The organism is Flavobacteriales bacterium, assembly GCA_013001705.1.
Classification (GTDB): Bacteria; Bacteroidota; Bacteroidia; order Flavobacteriales_D; family JABDKJ01; genus JABDLZ01.
Genome location: JABDLZ010000047.1, coordinates 1 through 3,164 on the forward strand (window position 1 = coordinate 1; position 3,164 = coordinate 3,164).

At 49.8% G+C, this 3,164-nt stretch carries 5 protein-coding genes; all 5 read right to left on the bottom strand.

The annotated features are described in order from the left end of the window. Positions 1–183: 183 nt before the first annotated feature. Positions 184–774 (bottom strand): dephospho-CoA kinase, encoded by a 591-nt coding sequence (locus HKN79_01700; protein ID NNC82265.1) that lies wholly within the window; start codon positions 772–774, stop codon positions 184–186. Next, entirely contained in the window at positions 771–1,103 is a 333-nt protein-coding gene (gene yajC / locus HKN79_01705) for a preprotein translocase subunit YajC (protein NNC82266.1), read from the bottom strand. Before yajC ends, HKN79_01700 begins: the two co-directional genes overlap by 4 nt. Positions 1,104–1,105: 2 nt before the next feature. Then, on the bottom strand, positions 1,106–1,540 hold the full coding sequence (locus HKN79_01710) for a DUF1573 domain-containing protein (GenBank protein ID NNC82267.1): 435 nt from the start codon (positions 1,538–1,540) through the stop codon (positions 1,106–1,108). Then, on the bottom strand, positions 1,537–2,493 hold the full coding sequence (gene nusB, locus HKN79_01715) for a transcription antitermination factor NusB (protein ID NNC82268.1): 957 nt from the start codon (positions 2,491–2,493) through the stop codon (positions 1,537–1,539). The genes HKN79_01710 and nusB overlap by 4 nt, the downstream gene beginning before the upstream one ends. A 7-nt stretch (positions 2,494–2,500) precedes the next feature. Beyond that, the coding region (locus HKN79_01720) for a leucine dehydrogenase (protein NNC82269.1) at positions 2,501–3,164 on the bottom strand (664 nt) is incomplete at its 5' end.

Genomic DNA, 3,164 nt, shown 5'->3' on the forward strand with positions numbered 1-3,164 from the left:
TCTGGAGGAACAGGTGCTATCTGAGAACTATAGAAGGTATCGTACTCGATAGGGTCACACTGACCCATGCTGATGGCAGTCCAAACAAGTGTGAGGAATATGGGTACTATACGCGCCACAGACGCAAAGGTCTAAATACTGGGGCATCACGCCCAAGTACATCGTGGCTTAATGAGCAGAGTCTTATAATCCTGCTGAAAGGATTTCATGAAGATCCATGACCTGCTCGATCAACGAATGCTTGCCATCATTCTGGATCACATGGTCGGCCAAGTCGAGTTTATCGGCATCGGACCATTGCTCCTTCATCCGTGACCGCACTTGTTCTTCACTCACATCATCCCGCTGCATCACCCGTTCTATTCTCAAGTCCTCAGGTGCTGTCACTAGGATAGTCCGGTCCAATTCTTTGTGGCCTCCTGTCTCGAAGATGATGGCCGCCTCCTTGATACAATAGGGCGCATCACCACTCAGACCCTCTAGCCATGCTCGATAGTCCCTTCTGACAGCCGGATGGACCAGCCGATTGAGCGCTTTCAAACGATCGCGATCTGCAAAAACGACCGATGAGAGATACGCTCTGTCTAGCTCCCCATCCACGTATGCACGAGGTCCGAACTCTACTGAGACGGCCACTTTGAGATCCACATCATGATGCATGAGATACTTGGCCCGCTCATCTGCATAGTAGATAGGCACTCCAAGTGCTGAAAAAATACGGGCAACAGTGGTCTTGCCACTTCCGATACCCCCGGTCAGACCGACTCTGATCACTTGCTCGATTGAGCGATATCGGCCTCGCTGGCCTCGGCCGTTGGAGATATAGCCGATTTCTCGACCTTGAGTTTATCACCGCCTAGAGTGGTCATGATGACGGTCTTCTCTTTGACCTCCTCCACCTTGCCATGGATACCTCCGATGGTCACTACGCGAGAACCTTTTTTCAGAGACTCCCTGAAAGCGGCAGCTTGCTTCTGCTTGCGCTGTTGCGGACGGATCATGAAGAAGTAGAAGATGAGTAGGACAAGACCCCACATGATAAAGACGGAGGTACCTCCACCTTCAGTGCCTTGGCCCATGAGTATAATGGTGTGTGCGTGCATAGTCATTCGTTTGATCCAGGTGCGATCACATCGCCTTGGATGGTGAGTACAGTGGTTCGCGGTGTCGTATTAGCGACCAAAGTGATGGATTTGGATTGATGCCCCTTCTTCCCTTCACTATTGAAGGTCACCGGTATAATCCCTCCTTCTCCCGGCTCGATGGGATGATCGGGCCAGTCATCGGAGATGGTACACCCACAACTGGGCTTGACATCGAGTATGAGTAAGGGTGAATCACCGGTATTGATGAATTCGAATTCAAATGAGACTTGATCTCCTTGTGTCATCTCACCAAAATCGAAGACATCTTCTTCAAATGCGATGGTAGTGCGACTGGTGACCATATCGGCCGAGACGCTGGACTCATTCCGATTGGTCATCTTGCAAGATGAGATGACCAACAGTAGAACCGCTATGAACCCGAATGTCTTTCTCATGACTCCAATAGTCCTCTGCCCATTTTCTTGATCTGGCCGTTCTTCTTCAACTCTTCGAAAAGCTTGTCCAGTACTCCATTGATGAACGTGCTACTCTTGGGTGTGCTATAGAACTTGGCCAGCTCGATGTATTCATTCATCGTGACCTTGGTCGGTATACTCTTGAAGGTCTTGGCCTCAGAAATGGCCATCTTCATCAATACCATGTCCATGTATGCAATGCGTTCCAGGTCCCAATTCTTTGTGGCAGAGTCGATGAGGATCTCGTTCTCATTGGACTCAACGATGGATCTCCTGAACAACTCCCTGACGAACTCCTTCTCTTCTTCGGGTTCTTTGTAGAGCGGTAGTAGTTCACCTTTACCTTGCTCATGGACATTCTTCCATGCTTTCATGGTCTTCAGTGCCATGCTTGCTGCCAGATCCAGATCATCGGCCCAGAAGATGCTCTTCTCATCCAGGAAATGCTGGACCAGATCATTGTTGGCCACACACTTCTTGAACAGATCACTGATGATCTTCACATCCTCTTCTTCTGTGCCCACCTCATGCTCCATGTACTCGTTGTAGGCTTCGCTCTTGATCACTTTGGCGTGGATATCGCGAATGATGTCCATACGGTCCTCGTCCCACTGGATGGCGTACTTGGTGCAAGCGACCTCCAATTCCTCATTGGCCTCCAATTCCAAGAAGATCGGGTTCTCCACGAAACGTTTATTGGGATTGCGATCCTCTTCGGTGGCCATGATCCGTTTGGTCTGAAGCTCGAGCTTCTCTTTCCGCAAATGATGCAAGCGCTCCATCATACTCAATAGATAGACGTACAACTCATGGAACTTCTCTATGGAGAAGAACAATTGGCGTTCAGCCTTGGGCATGTCCTTCTCTTCCTCTTGGAAGTAGGCATACAAGGCGTGAAGGACCTTGATTCGTAATTGTCTTCGATTGAGCATACAGCGATCAGTGACCTGCAGATAATTCTCTGACGGAAGCAATGCGCTCCTCGGCCATACGATTGGCGGCCAGATAGGCCGGGATGCCTTCGTCTCGAGAGAGTTTGAGAATAGCTTGAGTGGTATCGTAGATCTTCTCTACTTCTTGCATAGACCAGTTCTTATCGAATCCGGCCACCTCAGCGTAGCAGTTGATGATTCCTCCTGCATTGACCAGGAAATCAGGTGCATAGGTAATGCCTCTATCGAGGAGCACTTGACCATGCTTCTCCTCTACTGCCAATTGGTTGTTGGCGGCACCAGCGATCACCGAACAACGCAATTGCTGCAATGTCTCATCATTGACTGTAGCACCTAGTGCGCAGGGTGCATATATATCCATATCCACACCGTAGATCTCGTCTGGAGCGACTACTTCGACATTCATGCGGTCGGTGATATTCTTTATCAGATCATCGTGGATATCTGTGATGACCACATTGGCTCCTTCTTTATAGAGTTTCTCGACCAGTGTCGTCCCTACGTGACCCACACCTTGCACGGCTACTCTTTTTCCGGCCAAGGAATCGGATCCGAAGGCGAATTTGGCCGCTCCTTTCATCCCCATGTATACTCCATGCGCGGTGACAGGAGAAGGGTCTCCATTACCACCTTGGGTCACAGGTAGGCCC

Excerpts from the sequence above, each read along its gene's own strand:
- yajC (NNC82266.1), bottom strand. The coding sequence starts at position 1,103 with ATGCACGCACACACCATTATACTCATGGGCCAAGGCACTGAAGGTGGA.
- HKN79_01710 (NNC82267.1), bottom strand. The coding sequence starts at position 1,540 with ATGAGAAAGACATTCGGGTTCATAGCGGTTCTACTGTTGGTCATCTCA.
- nusB (NNC82268.1), bottom strand. The coding sequence starts at position 2,493 with ATGCTCAATCGAAGACAATTACGAATCAAGGTCCTTCACGCCTTGTAT.